Below are 25,749 nucleotides of genomic sequence, written 5' to 3' on the forward strand. Positions count from 1 at the left end.
GAGATGCTACGACTTCAAGCCAACTTGAGGTCAAGCATGAAAATGATGGATATTGGCGAGGTAGCGGAGCGCGCCGGCGTACGGCCCTCGACCCTGAGGTACTACGAGGAGATTGGGCTTATCAGATCCTTCGGCCGGCATGGGTTGCGGCGACAGTTCGACGGAGACGTCCTGTTGAAGCTCTCCCTGATCGCGCTCGGCAGAACGGCAGGTTTCTCACTCACCGAAATCGCAGCGATCCTTGGGCAGGACGGCCAGTTGGAATTGCCGAGGGAGGAACTGCGTGCCAAGGCGGACGACTTGGGGAGACAGATGGCTGGGCTGCGCGTTTTGCGCGACACGCTTCGGCATGTCGCCGATTGCAGGGCACCGAGCCATCTCGAATGCCCGACATTCCGTAAGCTCCTAAACACAGCGTCCAAAATTGCAAAGCCTCGGAAAACGCCAACGAGGGCATGAGCATAAGTCAGATCGGCCCGCGATTGCGGATTTTGGTTTGAGCCGATTGCAGACACTAGGAGACCTGCCGCGAAAGTGTGGATTGGGGCGCGTTGCCGACTGGCAGCTTCAGTTGCTGCCCCGCAGCAATGCCCATGGCAGCTCTCCTCCAGCACTAGCCCCCCGCCTATGCCGCAGGGGGCAGAGAGCCATCCACCTCATCAAGAGCGGAACGGCTGATTGGTTGACAGGGTGCTGAAGCGGACGGTCACCGAGCTGCCTGACCGGATGCTCGTAATTGACCGCTACTGATGGTTGCATTGGGGGCACCTCGAGTTTTCGTCGCGCATGTCAGTGGACTGGCCGTGACCCTATGACTTGAACCTCTCGAGGGGCCCTGATGGCTAGGCCCCCGGCAGCATGCGCCCCGTACTTGTACGCGCATTCGGGTTTCGGGTGGCGAGGGCACTCCCCGGCAAGCGGATTTTCGCTCTCAGGCCCCCTTCCGGACGATTCTCCAGATGCAACTCCCCTCCGATGCGCTTGAGCGCCATTTCGGCAATTGCGAGGCCAAGGCCGGATCCCATCGACGTCTTGTTGCGCCCCCTGAAGAACCGGTCTCGAACCTTGTGAAGCTCGTCATTGGGGATCCCTGGACCGGCGTCGTCGATTCCCACGACGACGGCGTTCGCATCCCGCTGCAGCCAGCAGTTTACCGGGTGGCCGGGAGGGGAATGCAGGACGGCGTTTTCGAGAAGATTTCTAGCGGTTAGCATGAACAGTGAGCCGTTCACCGACAGCGTGACCGGGAACAACTCCTTGGCAAGGATGATTGGCGACTTCTTCGGATGGTGCTGAGCGAGGTCATTGGCGACAGCTTCCAGGGCGCAGCCGACGCGCACGGCATTGTCTCCCTCACCGAACTCCCCACTCTCTGCGTTGGTGAGATCGGTCAGTTGACGTATCAGCCTCGCGGTCCGGTCGACTCCGACGGCAATCTGTCTGAGCGCGTTCTCCCGGACGGCTTGGTCAGAATTCGCGAGCGCGACCTGCGCCTGCGTCTTCAGCCCGGCGATCGGCGTGCGCAGTTCATGGGCGGCGAAGGCAGTGAAGTCCCTCTCGCGTTCCCGGGCGGCTTCGACACGCGCGAAAAGCCCGTTCAGGGACCGGACCATCGGTGCGATCTCCGACGAGCTGCCACTCTCTTTAAGAGCGCTGAGGTCGGATGCGGACCGAGACTCCAGTGACCGCGCCAGGGAACTCAGTGGCGCCAATCCCTTCCGGACGCTCAACCAGATCAGTCCGGCCAGTACAGGAAGAATGAACAGGCCCGGCACCGCAAGTCCCCGGATCACATCCGCCACAAGGCTGTCCCGCACGCTGAGACTGTCTCCCACGAGCACCCGCATGCCGAGTTCGGCGTTCTCGACTGTGTAGACCCGCCACTTTTCGCCGTTGACCATCGTTTCTGAGAAGCCGGATCCGCCTGGAGCCATTGACTGCAAGGGCGCTCCGTCCGAGTGGCTCACCAGCGTGCCGTCAAGCGCCCATATCTGGCAGGCGAGCTGCCTGTCGTAGGAGGGATGCGACACCACCATGTCCGGAATGAGCGAGCGATCAGGCAGTGCCGCCAGTTCCTGCCTCGCGAGCAGGGAGCTCACCATGCGCGCAGCCTCGCTGAGCCGCGCATCCAGCACGCGCTGGACCTGCGCCTGGGTGCTGAGGGAAATCCAGGCTGCGGCCGAAATCCAGACCACGCCCGTGGTCAGCATCAGGATCAGGAACAGGCGAGTGCGGATCGAGTTCATCAGGCCGCATCCGACAGGCGGTAGCCAACGCCGCGTACCGTCTCGACCACGCCCGGCCCAAGCTTGGCCCGCAGATTGTGAACGTGAACCTCGATCGCGTTGCTCTCGATGTCCTCCTGCCACCCGTACAGACGCTCCTCGAGCTGGGTCTTCGAGAGTATCTGGCCGGGCCGGTCGATCAGCGCATGAAGGATAGAGAACTCCCTCCGCGACAGCCGCATCGGCTCGCCGTCTCGCGAAACCGCCATGCTGGCTGGGTCGAGGATGATCTCGCCCCATTGCAGGGTCGCGGATGAATGGCCGCTTGCTCGCCGGATCAGCGCGCGGAGCCGGGCGGCCACTTCGTCCAGGTCGAAAGGCTTCCCAAGATAGTCGTCAGCCCCCGCATCGAGGCCTGCGATGCGATCGGACACGCCGTCGCGCGCCGTCAGCAGGAGCACCGGTTCTGGCGACCGTCGCTTCCGCATCTCGGCGAGAACATCGAGCCCTGATCCGTCGGGGAGCATGAGGTCGAGCACCACCGCATCGAATGCGGCCGCACGGAGCGCTGCGGACGCGTCGGCGCAGGACATCACCGGTTCGACGGTGAAGCCCGCCATCCCAAGCCCCACCTGCAGTCCGTTCAACAGAACCTCGTCATCCTCTAGGACCAGCACTCTCATCCGTTGCCCATGGCTCCTTTCGACATCCCATTCGCCACCTGCCCTACCTTAAGCCAGCCTTAAGGTAGTAACGGGACGACGCAGCCACTTACCCCACAGGATGGAGCAAAAGAATGTCGGCATTTACGCGCAGAGGGGCGATGGCGGTGCTTGGCGGCGCGATCGGCCTGCTGACCACGGGAAGCCTGGCGCGGGCCCAGGGTATCGAGGTCACCAAGGAGATGATCCTCAACGATCCGGCCGCACCGACCGGAGGAAACCCGAACGGCGACGTCACGATCGTGAACTTCACCGACTACAACTGCCCGTACTGCAAGCAGGTGGCTCCGATCCTTGCTCGGGTCATAGAGGAAGACGGGCACATCCGGCACGTCTACAAGGATTGGCCGGTGATACGGCCGACATCCATCGACGGTGCGCGGCTCGCGCTCGCCGCGCACCACCAGGGAAAATACGAAGCCGCTCACGCTGCCCTGATGGGAATTCCCGGCAGCGGCATCGCGGCCGACCAGATGCGGTCGGCGCTCGGCGATGCCGGTATCGACTTGGCACGCCTCGACAGCGATCTCAGTGCCCGGAGCGGGGAGATCGAAGATCTGATCAAGCGCAACATGGCCCAGGGAGATGCCCTCGGCCTGACTGGAACTCCCAGCTTTCTCATCGGGCCCTTCCGCCTCTCCGTGCTCGACTACGACGGCTTCAAGCAGGTCATCGCCGACGCGCGGGCAAGCCAGAAAGACAAGAACGGCTGAGCTTCAGCCAAACCATACACATACGATCGTGGTGGGCGGAGGCCCGGCCGCGGACTGCCAAGGGGGCAAATTTGCGTTTCATTGCATACTCGCGAAGCGTTCCGCTCGCGATCCTGGTCGCCGTCGCACTGTCGGGGTGCTCGACGTCGTCTGATCCGGAAACTGCAGCCACTATAGTCACTGCCAATGCGGCTCCAATCGCGGCTTTTCAGCCTGCGGAACGCGATCCGGTCACCATGTACCGGGAAATGGACGACAAAGGCTTCCGGATAGCGGCAGTGAACGCTGCCGGGATGAAGCCTGAACTTGTGAGGCAGGTGGTCGACTACCCGACGACCCAGGTACCCGGCACCGTTGTCGTCGACCAGACGACCCGCTTCCTCTACTTCGTTCTGCCTGGCGGCCAGGCGATCCGCTACGCTGTCGCCGTCGGGCCGGTGGCGCGAGCGTTCCCGGGCGGCGAAGCCGTGATCGCGCATAAGGCCTCATGGCCCCGCTGGACACCGACGCCGAACATGATCAAACGCAACCCCGCGCAGTACGAGCGTCACCGTGGCGGGATCGACGGCGGCCCGGCGAACCCCATGGGCGCGCGTGCGCTCTACATGCACCAGAACGGCGTCGACACCTACTACCGGGTACATGGCACGAACGACCCTTCGTCCATCGGCCGGGCCGTCTCGGCCGGCTGCATCCGGCTGCTCAACCAGGACATCATCGACCTGCATGACCGGGTAAGGCCTGGGGCCAAGATCGTGGTCCTTTGATCTCGACACAGGGGCTGCAGCCTTAAGCTGGGTTTAAGCTGCAGCCCGTTTCTCCGCCTGATCGCCGGGAAAATTTGACCGCAGATGGAGTGACAATGAAACCACCAATTTCGATTTCGAGGCGTGCGATGCTCGTCGGAGCAGGCTCTTTGGCCTTGTCGGGATGCATGTCGGCACCGGCGCGCATGCCCGCAGCCCAGCCAGCGTCTCCGACGCCGAAGTTCGTGGTCCCGTTGATGTACGCCGCGATGCCGGATGAACAGTTCCCGATTCCGGAGGTGAAGATCTCCCAGATCGACCAGCGGTTCTGGCGAACGGAAGTCGATTACCCGACCGACGAGGTGCCTGGCACGCTGGTCGTGGATACGCCTGCGAAGTACCTGTACCACGTTCAGAAAGGCGGCCGTGCGACCCGATACGGCATCGGCGTTGGCAGGGATGGGTTCGCCTGGTCGGGCTCGGCGCGAGTCGCCTACAAGCGCAAGTGGCCACGCTGGACCCCTCCGGACGAAATGGTCGCAAGGCAGCCCGCGCTCGAACCGTACAGCATCGCCAACGGTGGCATGGGTCCGGGACTGACCAACCCCCTCGGATCGCGTGCGCTTTACATCCATGAAGGCAACCGGGACACGATCTATCGCCTGCACGGGACACAGGAGGCATTCTCGATCGGCAAGGCAGTCTCCTCCGGCTGCATCCGCCTGCTGAACCATGATATAATCCACCTTCACGATCAGGTCCGGGACGGCAGTAAGCTTGTCGTCATCCCGGATCCGACAATGGCGCATCTTCTTGTTGGCTGAGCCCTGCGATCGGCCGGAGATGGTCGAGGGTGGCCGAAAGGACCGCCCTTTCAGTCGCGATGCAGGTCAGCAATCTTGCGTTCGAAGACTTCTCTCGAGATCTCCCCGATATGCGCGTCCACGAGCCTGCCGTCGCGGCCGATGAAAAGCGTCGCGGGCATGCCTATCGCCTTGTAATGCCATCCAAGGGTGCCGAGTCTGTCGAGCAAAAGGTTCGGCGGGTCGATGCCCTCCATGGCCAGGTATGATCGCACGCGTGGTGCATCCTCGCCCTGGTTCGCGAAGACAAAAGTGATCCCTTCCGTGGCTTTGGCGGTTGTTGCCATCATTGGCATCTCCCGCCGACAAGGTGGGCACCAACTCGCCCAGAGATTGATCACCATCGGCTGCTCGCCAAGACCCATGAGAGAAACGCCATCGCCGGCGAGAGTATGGAGGGGCTGCCCCGGAAGCGGGATAGCTTCGACGCCGCTCGTAAGCAGCATGGCCGAGTGCCAGACGAACAGGCCGGCCGCGAGACTGGCAAGGCCCGCAGCCTTGGCAATGCTGTCCCGAACCAGGGGCAAGAGCAGCATCACCGCGGCGGCCACGCCTGCTGGCCAGTAGAACCCGCCCTGCCATAAGGCGAGGATGCGAGACGGTTCCAGCGAGAACGTATCCCAATGGATCGCCACATGTCCGGCTCTGGCGGCCGCAAGTCCCGCAAACAGGGCAAAGGATGACCACTTCGCCAGGGACTCGTCCAGCTTTCTGGCGATCAGCCCCGAAACCACAAGGAAAGCCATGATTCCGGCAATCGCGCTTGCCCTGTCGGCAGCCAGGACCAGCGGCCCGATGGAGACCGCGTTCATCGGGAGGCCAGTCCTGCCGAGCGGGCGACGGCAGCGACGGAGACCTCCCCCACAAGGCGGGTGTCGGCCACCTCGCGGCGGGAGACGCTGAAGAACACCATCGTCGGGGGGCCTGCGACCTTCAGTTGCCTAAGGACGGCTTGGGATTCCTCGTCAAATTCCGTGACGTCGAGCTTGACGAGCCTCATGCCCTCCAGTGCCGCCACCACTTCGGCGTCCGGCAGCACGGACCGCTCGATCGTCCTGCAGATGACGCACCAGTCGGCCATGACATAGACCAGCAGGGGCTTCCCGTCTGCGGCCTGGAATTCCTTGACGAGATCTGCTGCCGAACGTGCCTTGTGGAAGGTGAGCGGCGATTTCGGCGGGACTTGCGAGGTGATCGATATCCGCGCCGTCGCCTTTGTGATCCCGATGCCGTCGGCGACCAGGCCGACAAGGCCGCCACCGGCCACAATGGCGATCACCAGTGTCGCCGTCTTTGAGGAACGAATGCGTGCCCGCACGACCAGGTCGGCGGCCAGCACAAGCGCCAGCATCGCGTAGAGCGCCACGTCGTACCCCACGGGCATCAGCGGCGTCGCGATCCAGATCGCCATTCCGATGAAGGCGAAGCCGAACAGCCGGCGCACCGTCTCCATCCATCTGCCTGCCTTCGGCAATAGCCTGCTTCCTAACGTCGAGAGGGCTATCAGCGGCAGGCCCTTGCCCAGGCCAAGCATGAACAGGGCGAGCGCGCCAACGCGCCAGTCTCCGCCTTGGCCGATGTAGAGCAGCGCGCCTGCGAGGGGTGCCGTCACGCAAGGACCAACGATCAGCGAAGAGGTGAAGCCGAGTGCGGCGGCCTGCCCTACCGAACCGCCCTGCCCCGCCTGGAGCTTCGATGCGGGCGACGTGACGAAATTTGGCAACTGCAGCTCGAATGCGCCGAAGCTCGCGGCGGCCAGCACGACGAATAGGACGGCCATGACCAACGTAGTCAGCGGCGACTGGAGCGCGAACTGTATGTTCTGCCCTGTCCAGCCAACCACAGCGCCGACCAGTCCGAAAGCGAATGCCAGCGAAAGCACGTAGGCGGAGGACAGGACGAACCCTCTGGTGGCACTCGAGCCCGCGCCGCCCCGTCCGAGCATTCCAAGCACGCTGGGGTACATGGGGAACACGCAGGGTGTGAAGGCCAGAAGCAGGCCAAACCCGAGGAATGAGATGGCGATCCAGACCGGATTGCTGCCCCTCAAGATCGCTGACGATGGGTCGGCGTCATCCGCAAGGACAATTCCCGCATCTGCGAGCGACGCGCCATCGCCTCCCCTATCGACCGTTGACCTCGCCGCGGGCTCGGCCTGAATTTCGAGCGATGCCAGGTCGACGTAGCGGACTTCCGGCCGATAGCAGATGCCGCCGTCCTGGCATCCTTGAAAGGTGACTTGCGCCGTCCCGCTCCGCACAGGCACGGTTACCTTCGCCTGGTGATACAGGACTTCAACATCACCGAAGCCTGGATCGCTCTTCTCGACGCCTTCTGAAACGTCAAAGACAACGTCTTCTCCGTTCACCGAGATCCTGAAATGGTCGCGATAGAGATAGTAGCCGTCAGCGACTTGCCAGGTCAGCGCCGTGCCATGGTCTGCCCTGGAGGCCTCGAGCACGAATGCCTTGTCGACCGCCATGGGCTCCGCCGGCATCCCACTGGCAGCACCCGTTCCCAGGCACAGGGCTGTGACTATCGCGGCTATCGTTTTGATCATGCGGAACCTCATTCTGTCTCGACTGAGGTTCCGGGCGCAGCTTAAGTGGCGCTTAAGGGTGCGGCTGCCGGCTACTCCACCTGCCCCATAGCACGTCCATCAAGCCCGGCATGCCAGCATCGTGTGCTTGTACCTGGCGGTCGTGTCGGCAGCACGGGGACAAATTCGAAGCGCCTGCGTGAACAAGAGCGCACCGCTTGGAGGATGCTGGCAAACGGCCTATGCGATAGCGCTCATTAACGACGGGTAGAAGGGGGCCGACCGAGGACTGGCAGCTTTTGGCGTAGAGGGCCAAAAAGCGGACGTTTTGGATCATAAGACGTCATGTCCGAGGCCTCCCCTCCCGAACATGGAGCCTATCCGACGATTGAGAGAGTTCGATGGAACGAACGGCAGTATCGACATAGTCGGTGAGCCCGGCGGGGGAGCGTGACGCCGTGGGTTCTGTTGTATGTCTTACCGTGTGTCCTTCCGCCTACCGTGCGACCATTATGGCTGAAATTCGTCGACTCGGACGACGACTTCGACGATGATGAGTTGGATGGCGGCCATAACTGTTTGTGACGTGAGCCGAGCCAGCTAGGTGCATTTCCAATGCCCAACCTCGATGAAAACACCCAGCGAATAGTGCGCCGCAACATGCTCCTTGGGGTGTGGGCCGCGGAAAAGTTGGGGCTTGTGGGCGAAAGCGCTGACGCCTATTCGACCGATCTCGGCATGCGCGCATTTGATTACTGCGACGTGGCTAGCAAAATTCGCGAAGATTTCAACGCCGCGGGCGTGGTCGAATCCGACGAGGAAATTCGACGCATCATGAATGAGTCCTGGCTCCAAGCGTCGAGCGGCAAACGAACAGGAGATGCTCACGACGGCGCTATGGTACAGATCGTGCGCAATCTTGTGCTGAAATGACAACCTCACCGAGGTGCGTTCCCAATCCGAGTCCCTTTTTCCAAGGCTGTCAGGGAATTTTGCTCAGCTATCCATTTTGATTACGACGCATCCATGCTCACCGGCATAGCTTCGTGGTCGACTGCGGTCATTTTTGAATTTCTACGGAGAGCATTGGCACGACAGTAGCGAAAAATCAGAGGAGGGTCGTGAAACTTGGACCTGCTGCTCAAGGAGCTCCGCCATAACCCTTTGCTCTGGCTCCTGGTACTTGTGCCGGTGGCGTTGGTCGCTGCGCAACTGCTCCCCAACGCGCACACGCTTCTGTTCGTCCTCTCAGTGCTCGCGATCGTGCCGCTTGCCGCCTTGCTCAGTCATGCTACCGAATCTATCGCAGAAAAGACTGGCGACGCTGCGGGCGGGCTGCTCAACGCTACGCTTGGAAACCTGACCGAGCTGGTCATTGCGGGGGCGGCTCTCCGGGCGGGGGAGTATACGCTGGTGAAAGGCTCCATAGCCGGCGCTATTGTTACCAACACGCTTTTCATGCTTGGAGCATCCTTTCTTCTCGGAGGCCTCAAGCACCATCTCCAAGAGTTCAATCGGCCTACCGCCCGCCTGCACGCAGCTTTGCTCTTTCTAGCTACAATTGCGCTCATAAGTCCTTCGGCGATCGCCCAAGCCGACTTGCTGCCGGGCGCCGCTTTGACCCAGAAGCTCAGCGTCGCCTTGGCCGTCCTGCTGATTGCCGGATATGCATTGGGCTTGCTGTTCTCGCTTAAGACACATCGCGAAATCTTTTCCGGCGCAGAGCACACGGAAACGGGCGAACCTGCCTGGCCGATAGGGCTAGCCCTGGTCACGCTTGCCGTAGCAACGGTTTTCGTGGCGTTAGTGAGCGAGATTTTCGTCGAGTCGGTGCAGAAGGCGGCAGAGACATTCGGCATGAGCCAGGCGTTTGTCGGTTTTATTGTCGTGGCACTCGTCGGTGCTACCGCGGAAATGGCGGTGGCGTTTTCCGCGGCACGCAGGAACCGACTCGACCTGAGTGTGGGGATTGCGCTGGGGAGCGCGTCCCAGATCGCGCTATTCGTCGGTCCCGTGCTCGTGCTTTTTAGTTATGCCATCGGACCGACGCCGATGGATCTGCAATTCTGGCCCGGCGCAGTAGTGATGGTCTTTGTTGCCACACTTGTCGCGGCGTTCATCACAAGTGGCGGACGTTCGGCTTGGTTCGTTGGCGTCCTTTTGATATTCGTCTACGCGGTCTTTGCTATCACGTTATATCTGCTGCCGCCGCAAGTGCCGTGACTTTGATACGTCGCCGAATGGCCGCCTAGTGTCCGCCATGGGGCCGGCGAGCGGACCGGCAGCTTCGAGGCTCGGATTGTCAGAAGCAGACATTCAGGTCGGCGCGAGAATCGTCGTGAACTGACCAAGAGGCGACGTACCTACTGAAGTCATTCAGTGCAACCGATGACCGGCGTCGGAGGTTCTCAGCATTCCACTCCTCCGGCGGCTTGATGTCCGAGAACCGCCGTAGAAGGGCTAGGTCGTAGGCCGCCTTGAGGGCGCCTGCGAGGATGAGCGGCCAGCCGAAGGGTGATACGGTCAGCAGCTACCCAGACGGCAGCAGAGCGACTGCGGCAGCAAGGCTCCGCGGGGCCGCCGTCACGCTCGCGGCGGCAGGGCGCTCCTCCGGCGTCACCGCGGCCATGACGTAAGACGACCGGGTCGGCACATCCATCTGGGAGAGCAGCCCCCGCAGGATCAGTAGCCGAACGCGGCCGACGCAGTCGGCGCGAACGCGGTCAGGATCAGGAACATGCTGGACGGCAGGTGCGTGAAGACCATGGTGTTCACGAGTCCGACGGGCCAGCAGCACCGCTGCGAAGTACGAGGCTGCCAAACACAAGTTCACACCGGCGCAAACGATCTTCTCAGCGTTGGGATCACCGGCAGGAGGCCAGGTATCACAGGCAGTCCCCGCGTCAGCGCGTCAATTTGATGCTGCGATATCAGCACAATCCGCTGGCGGAAAGGGTTGTCACCGCTGCCGCAACAGCCATTTCGATCGCCCTGACAAAATGGACGCCAAATACGCCGCGCTTGGACGGTTCGGGTTGCCAGACATTGACATGGTAGGCGATGGGCTGGGCCAACGGGCGTACGACAATCCCGTCCCCGCGAAATGCGAGGGCCGTCAACGGGTTTACGATGGAAAGGCCGATCCCTGCGCGGACAAGAGAGCCAATTGAAGTTGCCGTCGTGGTTTCGACCAGGAGCTTGCGTCTTACACTCGCCGCTTCGAAGTGCGCATCCACCTGCCGGCGATAAGAATCTTCATCCGAATAGTAGATGAAGTCATGACCTTCAAAATGTTCGGTCTCCAGAACCTCGTATTGGGTGAGCACATGCGATGACGGCATGATGCACAACAGATCGCCTGCATAAAGCTCCAACGTGGTGGACGGAGTGCGATCGAATCTGCCTTCGACAATACCGATGTCGAAAAACTTGCTCACCAGGTCGCGCGTGAGCGCAGACTCCTCCAGTGAATGGATCTTGATCGACGTGTTGGGAAACTCAGCAAGGAAATGCTCGACCACCTGCGGGATCAGAGCATGGGCAAAAGCGGGCAGGCAAGCGACGGACACGCGCTGAAAGCTGTCTTCGCGTATCGCTCTGGCGGTACGAGTAACTTCTTCAATGCTGACGAACGAACGCTGGACGACAACGTTAAGCGCAATTGCTTGCTGGCTGGGTTCAAGGCGTCGGTTCTGCCGGTGAAAGAGGGGAAAGCCGAGCAATGCCTCAAGCTCCTTTAACTCCCGGCTTATGGTCGGTTGCGAAGAGCATAACAGGCTTGCTGTTTCTGTAACGTTCAGCGTCTGCATAAGCGAATGGAAGATCTCAAGCTGTCGGTGTGCAAGGCGCATGGTGTCTCCGCTGATATGACGCTACCGCAAAAGACATATCATGAATGAATAATGGCGCGGAAATTATGAATTTGACGCTATGTCGAATTTTGATAGCGTCTCCTTGGTGCAAAAAAAGCGGACAAACTGCTGCACTAACTGGGGGAATGAGATGCCAGCGGAATTCGTGCGCCCGCATGTGGCGCAGATCGGATATCGTTCCGGCGAACTTTTTGTCGAACAGGTTCCAGTAAGAGCGATCGCTGAGGAATTCGGAACGCCATTCTATGCCTATTCGGCAACGGCCGTCCGTGAACGCATCGAGATGCTTCGTGACGCATTGAAGCCCGCCGACGTGCGGATTTGCTATGCCATGAAGGCCAACAACAATCTGTCCCTCTTGCAGATTCTCGCCGGTCTCGGTTGCGGCATGGACATCGTTTCGGGTGGAGAGCTCGAGCGTGCGCTTGCGGCTGGAGTGCCCGCGCAAAGGATCGTCTTTTCCGGCGTCGGCAAAAGCAAGCAGGAGATCAAGGCGGCTGTTGCAGCCGGCGTAGGCCAACTCAACGTGGAGTCGACTGAAGAACTGGAACTGATTGCGAAGGTGGCGCGAAACGGCGGGAAGAAAGCCCCCGTCGTCCTTCGCGTAAATCCGGATGTCGATGCGGCCACCCATCCCAAGATCACGACGGGGACGCGACACAACAAATTTGGCATCCCTTACGAATCCGCACTGGCCGTCTATGCGAAAGCCTCAAAGCTTTCCGAAATCGATTGCCTGGGCGTTGCCGTCCATATCGGCTCGCAGATCACCGATATCCAGCCATTCCGCAGGACATTCGAAAGAGTGGCGGAACTGGTGGGTCGGATCCGCGCGCAAGGCAACACAATCGCGCGGCTCGATCTGGGTGGTGGCCTCGGCGTTTCCTATGACGGTGGCTCCGGCATCGATATCGCCACCTATGGCGCCAATCTCCGCGAAACCCTCGGTGATTGCGGATGTGAGCTTACAATTGAACCTGGTCGCCTCGTCGTCGCGGAGGCGGGCATCCTCGTCAGTGAGGTTCTGTACAACAAGGCACAGGGCGGCGAAAAGTTCACGATTGTCGATGCAGGGATGAACGACCTGATGCGCCCCGCGCTCTACGACGCGCGCCATCCGGTCTGGCCGGTTGCCGAACCCGCTGCCGAGGCGGTGGCTGAGCCCTGTCATATCGTCGGCCCGGTTTGTGAAAGCTCGGATACATTTGGCAAATACGAGCAGTTGCCGCCTCTCGCCAGCGGCGATCTCATCGCGCTTGGCGTCGCCAGAGCCTATTGTGCCGTCATGGCGTCGAGTTACAACGCTCGACCGCTGGTCCAGGAAATCTTGATCGAAGGAGACAGGTACCGCCTGGCTCGCCGTCGTCAGCCAGTTGCTGCAATGCTGAAACTCGAGCAAGCGGGTGAATGGATTGCGCCTTGATATGGACTACGGCCAAGCTTTTTCCTCCCCCGAGCGCTCTTTCATAAAAACACATGGCCTCGGCAACGATTTTGTCGTGATGGACGGACGACGTCAAAATCTTGCGCCGTCTGAACAAGCAATCCGTTGGATCTGCGACAGGCATCGGGGAGTCGGCGGCGATCAACTTCTGATCCTCGAGCAGCCGCAATCCGCCGAAGCGAATGCAAGATTACGCATCTACAATATCGACGGTGCCGAAGCGCAGACCTGTTTGAATGCGACGCGCTGTGCTGCTTGGCTTTTGATGGAAGAGAGCGATGCCACCGACGTCATAATCGAGACGATAGGGGGATCGATACGGGCCTGGCGTGAAGAGAATCACCGCGTCAGCTTGAGCGTTGCTGGCGGCGAATGGGACTGGTGGAAGATTCCTCTGGCAGGTCCTCTCGAAAAGGTGGCGGGTCGTCTCGACAACGGTCCACTCAGGGATCCCGTGGCCGTCAATATGGGCAATCCACATCTCGTCTATTTCGTCGCCGACCGCGATGCGCTGGATGTTCCGGCACTCGCAGATCCTATACAGAAAAGTCCCTGTCTTCCGCAGGGGGCCAATATCGGGGTGGCGGAACTTGTCGGCGGCGACCGCATACGGCTGGTCGTCTACGAACGACCGGGGATCCTGACCCAGGCCTGCGGCAGCGGAGCCTGTGCGGCGGTGCTGGCGGCGCGCAAGAAAGGCTTCATAGAGCAGCCCCACGCCATCGTCGATATGCCGGGTGGGAGCCTGGAGGTCCGCGTTCTCGAAGACGAGACGATCATTCTCACCGGAGACGTCGCTGTATCCTTCTACGGTTTCACTGCACAGGACTTGGTTTGATCATGTCGGACAATACCTTCATTTCCGTCGAGGATGTTTCCAAGACATACGCCGCTACGCAAAGCGGAAAAGCACATCGTGCATTGAACAAGGTTTCCTTTTCGGTTGAGAAGGGGGAAGTCCTTGTCATCATCGGGCCGTCAGGGTCGGGCAAGAGCACGTTGTTACGCACCCTGAATGCGCTGGAAAGCATCGATTCCGGTACGATCGTCGTCAACGACATGCGCATTTCCGACAGCCGAACCGACCTAAATCGGGCGCGATCGGAAATCGGCATGGTGTTCCAGCACTTCAATCTGTTTCAGCACAAGACTGCATTGGAAAACGTGGTTCTGCCACAAGTGGTCGTTCTGAAGCGCAGCCGGGAGGACGCCACGAGGCGTGCCCGCGACATGCTCGACAAGGTGGGTATGGCGGAGCGTGAAGGCCACTATCCGAGCCAGCTCTCCGGAGGCCAGCAGCAGCGCGTGGCAATTGCCCGCGCGCTTGCGATGAATCCGAAGGTCATGCTTTTCGACGAGGCAACTTCTGCCCTGGACCCGGAGATGGTCGGGGGCGTTCTCGAACTCATGAGAAATCTTGCCCGCGAAGGCATGACGATGGTGGTGGTTACCCACGAAATGGGTTTCGCTCGTGAGGTTGCCGACCAGGTGATCTTCATGGACGAAGGACAGATCGTGGAAGTGGGAACCCCTGCCACGCTTTTTGCAGACCCAAGACAGCCGCGCACCCGAAATTTTCTGGAGCAGGTCTTATGAATAACCAACTGAGAGGAGAACCATAATGGGAATATTGAACAAACTTTTTGCTACAGCAGCAATGGCTATCGGCCTTGCAAGCGCTTCGCTGGCGCAGGCTGACGAGATGGACGACATATTGAAGCGCGGAGAACTGATCGTTGCCGTCCAGACGCAGGGAGCGCCGGTCAGCTTTATCGACAAGAACGGCAAGCAGACGGGATTGGCAGTCGAGCTCGCGCGCATGATGGCGGAAGACCTCGGCGTCAAAATTACTTTCCAGGACTATGACTGGAAGGGCCTCATTCCGGCCCTGCTTTCGGGCAAGGTCGACATGATCGCAGCCGACATGACCCCAACGCCTCAACGCGCTTCGCAGCTGCTCTTTTCCCGCCCCATGTTCTACGAAGAGACTGTTGGCGTGGCGCTGAAGGACTCTCCCTACACGAAGTGGGAAGATCTCAACAAGAGCGGGTTAAGCCTCGGCTCCACACAGGCAAGCTCCTACAGCGACGCGATCAAGAAATATCTGCCGGACGCGACCTTGAAGGAATTCAGCGGTGGCACTGCCGCCGTAGCGCAAGCGCTTTCCGCCGGACGGCTCGATGGACTTGTCTCGGACCTGGGCAATGTCTCAAACTTTCTCAACGATTTCGACAATCTGAAATTGCTTGACGGCATCGTCGTCAAGAACCCCCTTTCCTTTGCCGTTCGTCCTGATGCGTTCCATCTGAAGATGTGGCTCGACAACTATGTCGAACTTACAACCTCCGACAAGCGCCTGGAAACATTGGTCAATTACTGGTGGAATACCACCGAGTGGGAAAAAGACCACAAGTAGCAGCGTTCGACGGGAAAGCCCCGGACGTGCAAGCGCTCGGGGCTTTTTTTTCCAATCGAAGTGGAGGCTGAGGGGCACCAATGGAACTGATCGCATCCGCCGAACGCGACGCTGCCTGCGTGACCTGACTGCAAGGTTTTCCCGATGTCATCCTTCATACTAGATTATTATAACTACCGTGTGGTAGCTCAGTATTTCGATGCCTTCGTTCAAGGAATGGGCAACACCCTGTGGGCGGCGGGAGTTAGCTTTATCCTCTCACTGATTTTCGGAACGATCATGGCTTTGGTCATGTTCACGAAAATGAGATGGCTGATAGCCCTGATTCAGGCCTACATAGCGTTTATTCGCGCTACGCCGCTGCTGGTGCAGATCTATCTGGTCTATTATGGCCTCCCGGCGCTGTTGCCTTTCACCGCCAAATGGCCGGAAATGAACCTCGGCATCGCGGCTCTGGTGCTCAACTGTGCCCCCTATATGTGCGAGATCATTCGCGCGGGCATCGAATCTGTTCCGTCCGGGCAATTCGAGGCGGCGAAAGCCGTCGGCATGAACTACAGGCAACGGCTGCGATATATCGTGTTGCCACAGGCCTTTGCGAATGTCGTGCCACCGGTGATCGGACAAACTGCCGTTCTCATCAAGGACACGTCGTTGCTTTCGCTCATCACCGTGTTCGAATTCTCCAGCGCGGGGATTCTCTTGAATAGCGAGCGCGTTCGACCCAACGAGAGTTTCATCACCATTGCAGTTGGTTATCTCGCCATTTACTGCCTGGTTTTGCTGCTGTCCGCGTTCGTCAAGAACCAGCTGGCCGGGCCGGCCTGGAATGCGAAGGGCTGACAATGATCGATTACTATTTGAAGCTCACCGTCGCGATTTTGCCGTTTCTCTGGCAGGGCCTGAAAGAGACGTTCATCGTTTCTTTGTTCGCCATATTTGCCGGTTCGCTTCTCGGACTGGCCATTGGCATTGTTCGCAGCCAAAATATTGCGTTTGTCGCCAAGCTGCTCGGCCTCTATGTCCATTGCCTCCGCGGAACGCCCTTTCTGGTGCAGCTTTATCTCTTCTATTTCGTGCTGCCGAACACAGGCGTCGCATGGTTGAGTTGGGATTCCCAGACCGCTGCCTTTGTCGCCCTGTCGCTTTATACGTCGAGTTATGTTGCGGAAATTGTACGCGGTGCCATCGCGGCAGTGCCAAAGGGCCAGTGGGAAGCAGCCACGGCAGTCGGGATGAATCAGAGGCAGCGTCTTTGGTATATCATACTGCCTCAAGCCCTAAAGCTCACCATTGCGCCGATGAGCAGCGTTTATGTCATCATCATCAAAAGCACGGCCATCCTTTCCGTTGTCGGCATTGCGGAATTGACCCGACAGGGTGAAATCACGATCTTGCGCTATCCGCGCGATATCCTGTTCATATACAGCCTCATAGCAGCAGTTTATTTTATCTATTGCTATCCAATCCTTTGGTTCTCCAAATGGACGGAAAAGCGGATCACCAATACCCCGCGTCTGTCGCTTGATTGAACTTTAGCATCTCGGCGTCCTTGTTTCTTCAACAGCCGTGTTAGCAATCTCTTGGTAACTTTGCTTTCGCGCCCACGAGGAAGGACGCCGTTTCAGAATGGCAATTCGGCGTAGCTTTCGGGCAGTAAAATATTGGTCCGCACCGTTACCGAGTGGGTATATTCGACTGCCAAGATCCCGGTGACGAACAGCGAGGCCGACGGCGAGCTCATCCGGAGTGAGACGGGAGAGTATTTTGAGACTGCTGACGCGCCTTTTTCAGAGGTTTCTAGTGCTCTGTCTAGGCGTGCTCAGCGTCTGGCTGTTAGTCTTCGTCGTTTTCGATACTGCGGACCACAGACTTCCATGGCTCCTGGCGGTGAGCCTCACATACGGCTTGGCCGCCTATGTCATTCTGCCGAACGTGGTCCGAATGGGCCTCAAGATACTTCATCGTGGACTTATCCCCAGGTACACAATCACCGGCGATGGTCTGCCCGGCGACCCAGTAAATCTTGTCCTCATCGGCACGCTTCAACAACTTTGCGATGCGTTTGCGACGGCGGGCTGGTCCACGGCCGACCGTTTGGGGATGGCCAGTTCATGGCGAATAATACGAGCATTTCTGCTCAACTCTCCGTATCCCACCGCTCCTTTCAGCATCCTCTATCTCTTTGCGCGAAGGCAGGACATAGGTTTCCAAGAGCCCATCAATAATAGCCCGCGCAAGCGCCATCACATCCGTTTCTGGGCGCTGAGCCTCGACCACTCCGAGGACGATATGAGCGCAGCGAGCTTCTGGTTGAATACGGACAAACCTTCGGCTGACCAGCGCGTACTGTGGGTTGGAGCTGGCACCAGAGATACTGGATTTTCGCTTACCTGGCCGACGTTCCAAGTTACACACGCTACCGATTCAGATACGAACGCCGAGCGCGACCACATAATCAGCGAGCTAAAAGCAGGACGCGTAATTGGGGATGTCACGTTGCACCAATCTGGTTCACGTTTGCAGACCGGAAAGGTCAACCATTACACTACCGATGGTGAGATCGCGTTCGCCAGCTTGATCGAAATTTGAACAAGGATCTGCGATCGGAAGGTCACTGGAGCTGAGCCGGTTTCTGGTCCAGGCTGCTTCAGCAAAAGGCGCAAGAGACCAAAAACATAGCACAGTAAATCGCTCGGGCAAGCACATGATTTAACCCGTCGCAACATTTAGCTACGCTGCAGAGTTTGGTCTGCTATTGGTGCCTAGAGGACGCTGGAGCAAGATCCCGTAAACTCTGGCAGCAAACGTCGACTTGCAGCATTGCTCTCGGCAATGGCCGCTTTCGGGCAGTGGCAAAGGCGCCCTCAATGGCCGAGATGGCGCGCAGAGCTGTAGATCGTGTTCGCTGACCGAACGTCCGCTTGCTTGCTTGCTATGCCCGGCCGAAAGCCGTCATTCCGCTTCCCCCCCCGAGACAGCGAGAGCAGGAACGTATTCCGCAGGCTGATGCGGTCATCCGTGGTGCATCGGGTGACCGCCCAGATGTCAGATTTCAGTTCTCTCTGCTAAGAGCAGTGCGTCTTCAACGTCTACGCCAAGGTATCGAACGGTGTTCTCGATCTTGGAATGTCCAAGCATGATTTGGATGGCTCGGAGATTTCCCGTCGCCTTGTAAATCATCGATGCCTTCGTGCGACGCAGCGAGTGCGTACCATACTCCTCTGGACGCAGACCGATTGCGGTCACCCATTCGTCAACCAGGCGGGCGTATTGCCTCGTGCTCATGTGGTGAGCGTGATTGATCCGGCTCGGGAATGCATAGTCATCGACCGTGCCGCTGCGCCTTTCAAGCCATGCCAGGAGGCTAGCTCTCACGCCGCTGGTGATCTCGAACTGGACTGGGCGACCCGTCTTTTGCTGAACGACGATCGCGCGGGTGCGGATTTCCGGTCCTGCAACCAGATCGCGAATCCTGACCTTGACCAAGTCGCAGCCGCGAAGCTTGCTGTCGATTGCCAGATCGAACAGGGCACGGTCCCGAACGCGCCTCTCGCGATCCAGGAAGAAACGAACAGCCCAGATCTGTTTCTGTGTGAGCGGACGCTTGGTGCCAACCTTCTTTCCAGCGTTCCAAGCGGCGTGCTCTAGCATCATCGATATGAGAATGACCCATGTGAGTTCTCCTTGGCCTTGATTGGCCAAAGGAGAAACAGCATTCCGACACTACCGCTCGGGGGCCGGAAGCTGTCGGTCCGGTTCCGATGAGCAAGGCTGATAAAGCAGACATCCACAGCGCGTTCGAAACTTGAAGTACCGTTTCGAATCTCCTCCTGCGCGCCACGCCCGATGATGATGGACACTACGTTTAGGCTATAGCCCTCTAACGCCGCATTTTTCGCATCGCCGCCCTCCCCTTTTTTAAGCGAAGCACCAACTGCGCCGTAGGATTGTATTGCCTCGTGTTTCATGCCAGTGACCGGCGAAGACGCAGAATGGGCGGGCCGCGATATGGGATTTTCCTCCTCGCGGTATTCTGTGTGTATGGGGCATGATATTGTATAAGAATTATCTTTATAAGTCAGGCGTTTCGCGCCGGCATTGCGCCAAGCCGGCATTTTTCCCGACGCTTCTGGCCTTGATCTGGCTGATCGTCCTATGGCCGGCAACGGCGGCTCAGGCGGCTTGCACCTCCCCACAGACGGCAACCATAACCTCGGGCGGTACGGCAACCTTTACTTGCGCGGATATGGGCTTTATTTCGCCGGCCAACGCATTGCCATCCCATGGCAGCCTGACTTTCGGAATACCGTCAATCATCTACACCAACAATGGTGACGGCGCGACATCCGACACGTTCATCGTCAAGGATGATTCCGGAGTACGGATTACATTCAACATCACGATCAATCCGTCGGCCTCCCCGCTGACGGTCACACCTTCAAGCGTTGCTGGTCTGCCCCCTGAAAAGTGGTCCTCCCTTATGTATGGCTTTTGAGCCGATGGAGGACTTAGGAAATGGCCAGGAAGAGACACAGCGCGGAAGAGATCGTCACGAAGCTGCGGCAGGTTGATGTTCTGACTTCGCAGGGCAAATCGGTTGCGGAAGCGGTCCGATCGATAGGTGTGACGGAAGTTACATATTATCGTTGGCGGTCGGAATACGGAGGCCTGAAGGGCGATCAGGTCAAGCGGCTGAAGGAACTTGAGACGGAGAATGCGCGGCTTCGGCGCGCCGTCTCCGACCTGACCCTGGACAAGATGATCCTGGCGGAAGCTGCGCGGGGAAACTTCTAAGCCCCGCACGTCGCCGGGCCTGCGTGGATCATGTTGTTGCCGAGCTTGGCGTCCGCGAACGACGGGCGTGCCGGGTTCTTGGTCAGCACCGCTCCACGCAGCGCAAGGTTCCAACGACACCGGATGATGAAGCGGCTTTGACTGCCGACATCATCGCGCTTGCCATCCAATATGGCCGCTACGGTTATCGCCGCATCACGGTGATGCTGCATCGTGCGGGCTGGGTGGTGAACGTCAAACGGGTCGAGCGGATCTGGCGGCGTGAGGGGCTGAAGGTTCCGCAAAAGCAGCCCAAACGAGGCCGTCTGTGGCTGAATGACGGTTCCTGCATCCGGCTGCGGCCGGAGTATCCCAACCATGTCTGGTCCTACGACTTCGTCGAAGATCGCACCCACAACGGAAGGAAATTCCGCATGCTCAACGTGATCGATGAGTTCACAAGGGAATGCATCGCAATCAAGGTGAGCCGGAGGTTGAAGGCCGTCGACGTGATCGACGCTCTGTCCGACCTGTTCATCCTGCGCGGCATCCCTGGCCACATTCGATCCGACAATGGCCCCGAGTTCATCGCCAAAGCCTTGCGTGAATGGATCGCCACCGTCGGTGCCAAAACTGCCTACATCATGCCCGGCAGCCCTTGGGAAAATGGCTATTGCGAGAGCTTCAACTCGAAGCTTCGTGATGAACTGCTCGATGGAGAAATCTTCTACACGCTGAAGGAGGCCCAGATCGTCATCGAAGGCTGGCGGCAACATTACAATACGGTGCGACCGCATTCATCGTTGGGCTACAAACCGCCTGCGCCGGAAGCGATCCTGTGGCCGGCTGCGCAACCCGGACCAGCTTCGCCGGCCACCCCGGCCATAGCGCCAAGACCCATCATGCACTAAAATTGAACCCGGACCACCTGAGGGGGGCAGGCCAATGCCGATGCATCTGTTTAGCGCCACTGGTGACAGAGATAAAACTCACCTATACTAATATAAGTTGAGCACCAAACACTAGAATCGCGTCACGCGTAGGAGCAAAAACTGTCGGGGCAGATCGTACAAGTAGCGCCCTATTTCTCATCACCTAGTCGTAAGTGCATACATTCTTGCCCAAGCATCCAAACCGAAATGTCAGGAGCAAGGGGGCTCCAAGAGCATGACGATAGGGACAAGACGTGTTTTCAGCTTTGCCGCGGCGGCAATGCTGGTGAGTGCCACTCCGGTTTATTCTGCAGACATTGCGCCTCCGCAACCGGAAGTACCGATCGAACATACATGGAAATTCCAGCTCACCATGTATGGCTGGGCCTCGGCGCTCAACGGCGATACCGCTATTCGCGATCTCCCTCCCGTGAATGTGAACGTATCTTTTGCCGACCTGCTGAAGAACCTCGACGGCGCATTCATGGGATCGTTCTATGCCACCGATGGCGAGTGGATGGTTCTGACCGATCTCGTCTGGGCAAAAGTCTCGGACCAGGTCACGGGTCCGGCTGGCGGCACCGTGAAATATGAGCAGACCCAGGCGATCGTATCCGGGATCGTCGGCTACGCGCTGCCGATCGGCGTGCCCGAACTGCAATTGAGTGCGACAGCGGGTGTCCGGATCAATCATCTCAAGGCGAAACTGGACCTCGCCCCCGCGGACTTCCCGGGCGTTTCCCGCGAAGGATCCAAGACCTGGGTCGACCCCACCATCGGCCTGAGCGCGCATTACGAAGTCAACGAGCGATGGTTCGTCAATGCGCTGGCCGACGTCGGCGGCTTTGGCGTCGGTTCGGACATCACCTCTCAGGGGTTCCTGTCCGTCGGGTACAAGTGGAACGAAAAAGTGTCGACGGCCCTCGGCTATCGGGTACTCTATACCGACTACGACAAGGGTGGCTTTGTCTACAATATCACCCAGCATGGCCCCTACGCCGGCCTAGGCTTTCACTTTTGAGGCAACTGCGACAACCAGCAACCGCACATGCAAGTGATAGCAGAGGGCGGCCGCTATGCCCCCTCACCCTGTGGCATTCGCCAGCCCAGGGGTTGGATTCTGCCATGGCCGGATGCAATGTCGACCAAGGCCAAAGCAGCGCATTCGGAGTACTCGGTGACGGACGAACGCATCTCCCATTGGGAAAACGTCTATCGCAGCAAGACGGAGGACGAAGTCAGCTGGTTCCAGCAGACGCCGGAACCTTCACTGACCCTGATTGGGCTTGCGGGCGGCACGCCTGACTCAGGCATCATCGACATCGGCGCCGGCGCCGCGCATCTCGTCGATGCCTTGCTGGGCCTTGGCTACATGGACGTAACGGTGCTCGATATCTCGCAGACCGCACTCGACCAGGACCGGTCGCGTCTGGGCGCGGCATCCGCCAAGGTCGACTGGATTTGCGCGGATGTCACCAGCTGGCAACCAATGCGCAGCTATGACATCTGGCATGACCGCGCCGCTTTCCACTTCCTCACCGATCCCACCGATCAGGCCGCCTATGCCGCGGTGCTGAAAGCGGCGCTGAAGCCGGGAGGCGGCGCGATCATCGGCACATTCGCGCCTGACGGCCCGGAGAAATGCAGCGGACTGCCTGTCGTCAGGCATGATGCCGACAGCATCGGCAAAGTGCTCGGGGCGGATTTCGCGTTGGTTGACACCCGCCGCCACGAACACAGGACGCCGTGGGATAGCGTCCAGCATTTCCAGTTCAGCACCTTCCGCAAGCGGGCTTGAAACAGGCCCCGCCCCTTCTGGTCAGAGGCCTTGCAGGTTCCGCCAGATCATGTAGCCGGCGACGGCCATGATCATCAGTGCAAAAAGGACGTTGAGCATGCCCTTGCGCTGCTGCAGCAGCAGCGCGATGCGCGAGCCGCCGAGTCCACCAACGACACCGCCTGCGATGAACACGAAGGCCAACGGCCAATCGACCAGCCCCGACATGGCATAGGAAATCGCCGTGGTCAGGCCAAAGGCGGTCACGGCCACGAGCGATGAGCCGATGGCGTTGATCATCGGCATGCCCGTTGAAGCTACAAGGCCAGGGACGATCAGAAACCCTCCCCCGATGCCGAAGAAGCCCGACAGGAGGCCCGTGCCGCCTCCAAACCCCATGACCTTTGGCGCATTGTCGCGTGTGCATGCCGCAGCAGGATTACCGGAATCCGCGCGACGGCGAAACATCAGCGCGCCGACGACCAGCATGAGGGCTGCAAAGAGCAGCAGAAGATGGCTGCCATCGACCGCCTTGCCAAGCGAAGACCCAAAGAAGGCGCCCAGCACGCCAGCGACGCTGTAGATGGCAGCGCAACGCCATTTGACGGTTCCGTTGCGGGCATGGCTGGCAAGGCCGGTCACGGCGTTGGCGGCAACCGACACCGCACTCGTGCCGATGGCAAGATGGGCATTCGGCACGCCGACAAGATAGACCATCAACGGCACGGCGAGGATCGAGCCGCCACCGCCAAAGAGGCCCAGGGTAAGGCCCACAAGCCCTCCAGAGACAGCACCCAAAGCATATTGAACGGGTTCCAGAAACATGGTCCCGGCCTTTCCGATTTAGTTTTTTGAGAAATGGCCGGAACGCTGAATGCTGTTCCGGCCGGAAACGTCATGCCGCCGTTGCAGCGGCCTTCCTGGCTGCTGCCATGCGCGCCAGCCACATGCCGAGGAACATCATGGGAAGGAATGCGTAGGCGCCCGTTGCGCCCAATGTCACGGCGGTCAGCGCCGGTCCCGGGCAGAAACCACCGAGCCCCCAGCCGATGCCGAAGATCGCCGGGCCGACCAGTATCCTGCGGTCAATGGCAGTGCTTGCCGGCAAGTGGAACGCAGCGCTTGCCACTGGTTTCGGCCGCTTGAAGACGAGACGGTAGCCGATGAAGGCAGTGACGACAGCGCCGCCCATGACGAAGGCGAGCGAAGGATCCCAGGTACCGAACAGATCAAGGAAGTTCTGCACCTTGGCAGGATCCGACATGCCCGACACCACAAGGCCGATGCCGAACAGCAGTCCGAGCGCGAGATTGACGATGAATGACATGCTCAGGCTCCAATCATATGCCGGACGACGAAAACGGTCGCGAATGCCGTCGCCATGAAAGTCAGGGTCGCCACCAGCGAGCGGACGGACAGCCGCGATAGCCCGCAGACGCCATGTCCGCTCGTGCAGCCATTGCCGTAGACCGAACCGAAGCCAACGAGCAGGCCGGCTATTCCCATCAACGGCAGGTTCGCCGAGACGGTCTGCAACACAGCGCTGCCGGTTGCTGCGGAATAGACTACCGGGGCAATGACCAGCCCCAGCACAAAGGCGAGGCGCGGAAGGAATGCACCGTCCAGGTAGGGCGGCATCAACCGTCCAGCGATGCCACTGATTCCGGCGATGCGCCCTTCCCAGGCCATCAGCAGCACGGCCGAGATGCCGATCAGAACGCCACCGGCGAGCGAGGCGAAAGGTGTAAACTCAGTCATTTCTCTTGCCTTGAAGTGTTGAAATTTCGGGGGTCGGTTCGCAGAACATGCTGTAGAGCAGCGACACGATCGCCTTCACGCGCTCGTCCGCGAGCCGATAGAAGACGGATTTCGATTCCTTGCGGCCAGCAATGAGGCCGGCGTCGCGCAGTTCCGCGATCTGCTGCGACAAGCCCGGCTGCCGAATGCCGAGCGTGTCCTCGAGCTCGCGTACCGAACGTTCGCCTTCCACCAGGGCACAGACGATCATCAAGCGATTGGGGTTGGCGAGCTTCTTGAGGAAATCCGAAGCCTCCCCTGCCCGGTCGAGCAGCTCAGACATCGCCTTGGTGGATTCATTTGACATGGCCTCAGTCCCTGTATGCGGTTTGCAGCGCATCAAGCGGGAATTTCGGGCAGCGCTTGCCGCCGGCGCCGGCTCGCGCAGGCACCTTTGCATTGTCGTCAATGGGGACGAATTCACGAATTGGCGCGCAGCCAATCCTTGGCACCTGTGAGATTGATGCCCAGGCGGGCGCCAATTGCATCGACATCCGTCGCGGCAAGCCGGCCATCGAGAACCTCGCCGATCACCCAAAGCGTCAGCGAGCGCGTGCCGGACTTGCAGTGCGCGAGAACCGGACCATCAGCGCGGCCGAGGGCCGCCTGAAATTCGCGCACGGCCTCCTGCGTAATCCGCCCCGGCACAACCGGGATGTGCACGAACTCCATGTTGAGGTCCCCTGCCCGCGCCGCGGCATCTGCCATGCCAGGCTGCGCTGGGTCCTCGTTCTCCGGCCGATTGTTGATGATGCGACGGACGCCTGCCTTGCTCGCCGCAAGCAGGTCGGCATCGCTCGGCTGGCCGGAAATCCAGAGCTTTTCGGTCACCTGTTTCATTACGCATCCTCTCAAGATCGGTTGCGGCCATCGCCACAATGATTAGATACGTATGATTACATTTTTTTGCAAGTGATTTTTTGCAAT

The 25,749-nt window shown here is 59.5% G+C and carries 28 protein-coding genes and 1 pseudogene; 17 read left to right on the forward strand and 12 right to left on the reverse strand.

Translation table 11 applies throughout. The features are described from left to right. Positions 1–36 precede the first annotated feature (36 nt). Positions 37–459: a helix-turn-helix domain-containing protein gene (locus ABSY17_RS13850; protein WP_378951637.1), complete on the forward strand. Its 423-nt coding sequence runs from the start codon at positions 37–39 to the stop codon at positions 457–459. Positions 460–842: 383 nt separating this feature from the next. Here the strand turns inward: ABSY17_RS13850 and ABSY17_RS13855 are convergent, their stop codons facing one another. Continuing rightward, on the reverse strand, positions 843–2,246 hold the full coding sequence (locus tag ABSY17_RS13855; protein WP_378951640.1) for an ATP-binding protein: 1,404 nt from the start codon (positions 2,244–2,246) through the stop codon (positions 843–845). Further along, positions 2,246–2,908 carry a response regulator gene (locus ABSY17_RS13860; RefSeq protein WP_378951643.1) on the reverse strand — a complete coding sequence of 221 codons (663 nt, stop codon included), beginning with the start codon at positions 2,906–2,908 and terminating at the stop codon, positions 2,246–2,248. Before ABSY17_RS13860 ends, ABSY17_RS13855 begins: the two co-directional genes overlap by 1 nt. Before the next feature lie 140 nt (positions 2,909–3,048). Here ABSY17_RS13860 and ABSY17_RS13865 point away from each other — a divergent pair, with 140 nt between their 5' ends. The 3 genes from ABSY17_RS13865 to ABSY17_RS13875 all read left to right on the forward strand — a co-directional run bounded on the left by ABSY17_RS13865 (position 3,049) and on the right by ABSY17_RS13875 (position 5,230). After that, complete coding sequence (locus ABSY17_RS13865; protein WP_378951646.1) at positions 3,049–3,660, forward strand: DsbA family protein; 612 nt, start codon at positions 3,049–3,051, stop codon at positions 3,658–3,660. A 71-nt stretch (positions 3,661–3,731) separates the two neighbouring features. Further along, a complete protein-coding gene (locus ABSY17_RS13870; protein ID WP_378951649.1) occupies positions 3,732–4,427 on the forward strand; it encodes a L,D-transpeptidase in 696 nt (231 codons plus the stop codon). 95 nt (positions 4,428–4,522) lie between these two features. Then, entirely contained in the window at positions 4,523–5,230 is a 708-nt protein-coding gene (locus ABSY17_RS13875; RefSeq protein ID WP_378951652.1) for a L,D-transpeptidase, read from the forward strand. Positions 5,231–5,280: 50 nt separating this feature from the next. Here the strand turns inward: ABSY17_RS13875 and ABSY17_RS13880 are convergent, their stop codons facing one another. Next, positions 5,281–6,081: a TlpA family protein disulfide reductase gene (locus ABSY17_RS13880; RefSeq protein WP_378951655.1), complete on the reverse strand. Its 801-nt coding sequence runs from the start codon at positions 6,079–6,081 to the stop codon at positions 5,281–5,283. Continuing rightward, positions 6,078–7,829 (reverse strand): protein-disulfide reductase DsbD, encoded by a 1,752-nt coding sequence (gene dsbD / locus ABSY17_RS13885; protein WP_378951658.1) that lies wholly within the window; start codon positions 7,827–7,829, stop codon positions 6,078–6,080. The genes ABSY17_RS13880 and dsbD overlap by 4 nt, the downstream gene beginning before the upstream one ends. A gap of 594 nt (positions 7,830–8,423) precedes the next feature. On the opposite strand from dsbD, the gene ABSY17_RS13890 reads away from it, so the two are divergent. Together ABSY17_RS13890 and cax are read left to right on the forward strand one after the other, a co-directional pair. Further along, complete coding sequence (locus ABSY17_RS13890; protein WP_378951660.1) at positions 8,424–8,741, forward strand: ATPase inhibitor subunit zeta; 318 nt, start codon at positions 8,424–8,426, stop codon at positions 8,739–8,741. A 195-nt stretch (positions 8,742–8,936) separates the two neighbouring features. After that, positions 8,937–10,031 carry a calcium/proton exchanger gene (cax, locus tag ABSY17_RS13895; RefSeq protein WP_378951663.1) on the forward strand — a complete coding sequence of 365 codons (1,095 nt, stop codon included), beginning with the start codon at positions 8,937–8,939 and terminating at the stop codon, positions 10,029–10,031. Between the two features lie 193 nt (positions 10,032–10,224). Here cax and ABSY17_RS13900 read toward each other — a convergent pair. Continuing rightward, positions 10,225–10,592 (reverse strand): annotated as a pseudogene (locus ABSY17_RS13900) (MFS transporter); the annotation flags it as partial. A gap of 146 nt (positions 10,593–10,738) precedes the next feature. After that, positions 10,739–11,659: a LysR substrate-binding domain-containing protein gene (locus ABSY17_RS13905; protein WP_378951666.1), complete on the reverse strand. Its 921-nt coding sequence runs from the start codon at positions 11,657–11,659 to the stop codon at positions 10,739–10,741. 79 nt (positions 11,660–11,738) lie between these two features. Here ABSY17_RS13905 and lysA point away from each other — a divergent pair, with 79 nt between their 5' ends. The 7 genes from lysA (at position 11,739) to ABSY17_RS13940 (ending at position 18,132) form a co-directional block, all read left to right on the forward strand. After that, positions 11,739–13,103 carry a diaminopimelate decarboxylase gene (gene lysA / locus ABSY17_RS13910; protein ID WP_378951669.1) on the forward strand — a complete coding sequence of 455 codons (1,365 nt, stop codon included), beginning with the start codon at positions 11,739–11,741 and terminating at the stop codon, positions 13,101–13,103. A 1-nt stretch (position 13,104) separates the two neighbouring features. Then, positions 13,105–13,962, forward strand: coding sequence for a diaminopimelate epimerase (gene dapF / locus ABSY17_RS13915; RefSeq protein WP_378951672.1), 858 nt, complete (start codon positions 13,105–13,107; stop codon positions 13,960–13,962). Positions 13,963–13,964: 2 nt separating this feature from the next. Then, positions 13,965–14,720 (forward strand): amino acid ABC transporter ATP-binding protein, encoded by a 756-nt coding sequence (locus tag ABSY17_RS13920; RefSeq protein WP_378951675.1) that lies wholly within the window; start codon positions 13,965–13,967, stop codon positions 14,718–14,720. Positions 14,721–14,745: 25 nt separating this feature from the next. Beyond that, on the forward strand, positions 14,746–15,540 hold the full coding sequence (locus ABSY17_RS13925) for an ABC transporter substrate-binding protein (RefSeq protein ID WP_378951678.1): 795 nt from the start codon (positions 14,746–14,748) through the stop codon (positions 15,538–15,540). Positions 15,541–15,684: 144 nt separating this feature from the next. Continuing rightward, positions 15,685–16,383 (forward strand): amino acid ABC transporter permease, encoded by a 699-nt coding sequence (locus ABSY17_RS13930; protein ID WP_378951681.1) that lies wholly within the window; start codon positions 15,685–15,687, stop codon positions 16,381–16,383. Positions 16,384–16,385: 2 nt separating this feature from the next. Then, positions 16,386–17,072, forward strand: coding sequence for an amino acid ABC transporter permease (locus ABSY17_RS13935; RefSeq protein ID WP_378951684.1), 687 nt, complete (start codon positions 16,386–16,388; stop codon positions 17,070–17,072). Between the two features lie 235 nt (positions 17,073–17,307). Continuing rightward, the gene (locus ABSY17_RS13940; RefSeq protein ID WP_378951687.1) at positions 17,308–18,132 is read left to right on the forward strand and encodes an LssY C-terminal domain-containing protein; all 825 of its coding nucleotides are present in this window, start codon (positions 17,308–17,310) and stop codon (positions 18,130–18,132) included. A gap of 456 nt (positions 18,133–18,588) precedes the next feature. Here the strand turns inward: ABSY17_RS13940 and ABSY17_RS13945 are convergent, their stop codons facing one another. Then, entirely contained in the window at positions 18,589–19,197 is a 609-nt protein-coding gene (locus tag ABSY17_RS13945; protein ID WP_378952670.1) for a tyrosine-type recombinase/integrase, read from the reverse strand. Between the two features lie 400 nt (positions 19,198–19,597). Between ABSY17_RS13945 and ABSY17_RS13950 the strand changes: the two genes are divergently transcribed. From ABSY17_RS13950 to ABSY17_RS13965, 4 genes are all read left to right on the forward strand, one after another. After that, the gene (locus ABSY17_RS13950) at positions 19,598–20,038 is read left to right on the forward strand and encodes a hypothetical protein (protein ID WP_378951689.1); all 441 of its coding nucleotides are present in this window, start codon (positions 19,598–19,600) and stop codon (positions 20,036–20,038) included. Positions 20,039–20,058: 20 nt separating this feature from the next. Further along, positions 20,059–21,227, forward strand: a protein-coding gene (locus ABSY17_RS13955) for an IS3 family transposase (protein WP_378942677.1) whose coding sequence is annotated in 2 segments (ribosomal slippage) — positions 20,059–20,323 and positions 20,323–21,227 — 1,170 coding nt in all. Because the reading frame shifts where the segments join, the coding sequence is not laid out codon by codon here. 256 nt (positions 21,228–21,483) lie between these two features. Continuing rightward, a complete protein-coding gene (locus ABSY17_RS13960) occupies positions 21,484–22,269 on the forward strand; it encodes a hypothetical protein (RefSeq protein WP_378951692.1) in 786 nt (261 codons plus the stop codon). A gap of 117 nt (positions 22,270–22,386) precedes the next feature. Continuing rightward, entirely contained in the window at positions 22,387–23,046 is a 660-nt protein-coding gene (locus tag ABSY17_RS13965; RefSeq protein WP_378951695.1) for a class I SAM-dependent methyltransferase, read from the forward strand. Between the two features lie 21 nt (positions 23,047–23,067). Here ABSY17_RS13965 and ABSY17_RS13970 read toward each other — a convergent pair whose 3' ends face one another. From ABSY17_RS13970 to ABSY17_RS13990, 5 genes are all read right to left on the reverse strand, one after another. Beyond that, entirely contained in the window at positions 23,068–23,850 is a 783-nt protein-coding gene (locus ABSY17_RS13970; protein ID WP_378951698.1) for a sulfite exporter TauE/SafE family protein, read from the reverse strand. 70 nt (positions 23,851–23,920) lie between these two features. After that, positions 23,921–24,352, reverse strand: coding sequence for a DUF6691 family protein (locus ABSY17_RS13975; protein ID WP_378951701.1), 432 nt, complete (start codon positions 24,350–24,352; stop codon positions 23,921–23,923). A 2-nt stretch (positions 24,353–24,354) separates the two neighbouring features. Beyond that, positions 24,355–24,783, reverse strand: a complete 429-nt coding sequence (locus tag ABSY17_RS13980) for a YeeE/YedE family protein (protein WP_378951704.1) — start codon at positions 24,781–24,783, stop codon at positions 24,355–24,357. Then, positions 24,776–25,105: an ArsR/SmtB family transcription factor gene (locus ABSY17_RS13985; RefSeq protein ID WP_378951706.1), complete on the reverse strand. Its 330-nt coding sequence runs from the start codon at positions 25,103–25,105 to the stop codon at positions 24,776–24,778. The genes ABSY17_RS13980 and ABSY17_RS13985 overlap by 8 nt, the downstream gene beginning before the upstream one ends. A gap of 137 nt (positions 25,106–25,242) precedes the next feature. After that, entirely contained in the window at positions 25,243–25,662 is a 420-nt protein-coding gene (locus ABSY17_RS13990) for a TIGR01244 family sulfur transferase (protein WP_378951708.1), read from the reverse strand. Between the last annotated feature and the right edge of the window lie 87 nt (positions 25,663–25,749).

Source organism: Mesorhizobium sp. ANAO-SY3R2 (genome assembly GCF_042466635.1).
Classification (GTDB): Bacteria; Pseudomonadota; Alphaproteobacteria; order Rhizobiales; family Rhizobiaceae; genus Aminobacter.

Excerpts from the sequence above, each read along its gene's own strand:
- ABSY17_RS13850 (WP_378951637.1), top strand. The coding sequence starts at position 37 with ATGAAAATGATGGATATTGGCGAGGTAGCGGAGCGCGCCGGCGTACGG.
- ABSY17_RS13855 (WP_378951640.1), bottom strand. The coding sequence starts at position 2,246 with ATGAACTCGATCCGCACTCGCCTGTTCCTGATCCTGATGCTGACCACG.
- ABSY17_RS13860 (WP_378951643.1), bottom strand. The coding sequence starts at position 2,908 with ATGAGAGTGCTGGTCCTAGAGGATGACGAGGTTCTGTTGAACGGACTG.
- ABSY17_RS13865 (WP_378951646.1), top strand. The coding sequence starts at position 3,049 with ATGGCGGTGCTTGGCGGCGCGATCGGCCTGCTGACCACGGGAAGCCTG.
- ABSY17_RS13875 (WP_378951652.1), top strand. The coding sequence starts at position 4,523 with ATGAAACCACCAATTTCGATTTCGAGGCGTGCGATGCTCGTCGGAGCA.
- ABSY17_RS13880 (WP_378951655.1), bottom strand. The coding sequence starts at position 6,081 with ATGAACGCGGTCTCCATCGGGCCGCTGGTCCTGGCTGCCGACAGGGCA.
- dsbD (WP_378951658.1), bottom strand. The coding sequence starts at position 7,829 with ATGATCAAAACGATAGCCGCGATAGTCACAGCCCTGTGCCTGGGAACG.
- ABSY17_RS13890 (WP_378951660.1), top strand. The coding sequence starts at position 8,424 with ATGCCCAACCTCGATGAAAACACCCAGCGAATAGTGCGCCGCAACATG.
- ABSY17_RS13905 (WP_378951666.1), bottom strand. The coding sequence starts at position 11,659 with ATGCGCCTTGCACACCGACAGCTTGAGATCTTCCATTCGCTTATGCAG.
- lysA (WP_378951669.1), top strand. The coding sequence starts at position 11,739 with ATGTCGAATTTTGATAGCGTCTCCTTGGTGCAAAAAAAGCGGACAAAC.
- dapF (WP_378951672.1), top strand. The coding sequence starts at position 13,105 with ATGGACTACGGCCAAGCTTTTTCCTCCCCCGAGCGCTCTTTCATAAAA.
- ABSY17_RS13920 (WP_378951675.1), top strand. The coding sequence starts at position 13,965 with ATGTCGGACAATACCTTCATTTCCGTCGAGGATGTTTCCAAGACATAC.
- ABSY17_RS13925 (WP_378951678.1), top strand. The coding sequence starts at position 14,746 with ATGGGAATATTGAACAAACTTTTTGCTACAGCAGCAATGGCTATCGGC.
- ABSY17_RS13930 (WP_378951681.1), top strand. The coding sequence starts at position 15,685 with ATGTCATCCTTCATACTAGATTATTATAACTACCGTGTGGTAGCTCAG.
- ABSY17_RS13935 (WP_378951684.1), top strand. The coding sequence starts at position 16,386 with ATGATCGATTACTATTTGAAGCTCACCGTCGCGATTTTGCCGTTTCTC.
- ABSY17_RS13945 (WP_378952670.1), bottom strand. The coding sequence starts at position 19,197 with ATGATGCTAGAGCACGCCGCTTGGAACGCTGGAAAGAAGGTTGGCACC.
- ABSY17_RS13960 (WP_378951692.1), top strand. The coding sequence starts at position 21,484 with ATGACGATAGGGACAAGACGTGTTTTCAGCTTTGCCGCGGCGGCAATG.
- ABSY17_RS13965 (WP_378951695.1), top strand. The coding sequence starts at position 22,387 with ATGTCGACCAAGGCCAAAGCAGCGCATTCGGAGTACTCGGTGACGGAC.
- ABSY17_RS13970 (WP_378951698.1), bottom strand. The coding sequence starts at position 23,850 with ATGTTTCTGGAACCCGTTCAATATGCTTTGGGTGCTGTCTCTGGAGGG.
- ABSY17_RS13975 (WP_378951701.1), bottom strand. The coding sequence starts at position 24,352 with ATGTCATTCATCGTCAATCTCGCGCTCGGACTGCTGTTCGGCATCGGC.
- ABSY17_RS13980 (WP_378951704.1), bottom strand. The coding sequence starts at position 24,783 with ATGACTGAGTTTACACCTTTCGCCTCGCTCGCCGGTGGCGTTCTGATC.
- ABSY17_RS13985 (WP_378951706.1), bottom strand. The coding sequence starts at position 25,105 with ATGTCTGAGCTGCTCGACCGGGCAGGGGAGGCTTCGGATTTCCTCAAG.
- ABSY17_RS13990 (WP_378951708.1), bottom strand. The coding sequence starts at position 25,662 with ATGAAACAGGTGACCGAAAAGCTCTGGATTTCCGGCCAGCCGAGCGAT.